The organism is Pseudomonas sp. ICMP 8385 (genome assembly GCF_002699915.1).
Taxonomy (GTDB): Bacteria; Pseudomonadota; Gammaproteobacteria; order Pseudomonadales; family Pseudomonadaceae; genus Aquipseudomonas; species Aquipseudomonas gessardii.
In genome coordinates, this window is the sequence record NZ_LKBY01000062.1 from 1 (window position 1) to 218 (window position 218).

At 61.5% G+C, this 218-nt stretch carries 1 protein-coding gene; it reads right to left on the bottom strand.

All coding sequences use genetic code 11. The annotated features are described in order from the left end of the window. The coding region (locus AO268_RS07430; protein WP_373562118.1) for a sterol desaturase family protein at nucleotides 1-197 on the bottom strand (197 nt) is incomplete at its 3' end. Between the last annotated feature and the right edge of the window lie 21 nt (nucleotides 198-218).

Sequence of the window (218 nt, forward strand, 5' to 3'; positions counted from 1 at the left end):
CCCAGCCGGTAATCCAGGTTCGAGTGCTGAAAGCCCAAGTGAACGGTCAGAATGCCGAACCAGGTGGCAACCACTGCCGAAGGCGCGCCGGATGCAAACAGCAGCACCAACCCCGGGCCAGCCATGAGCATCGCATGTAGGGGATGCCGGCGCTCCCCATTCATCCAGTACAAGCGCTCGGCGCTGTGGTGAATCATGTGAAAACGCCACAGCCAGGG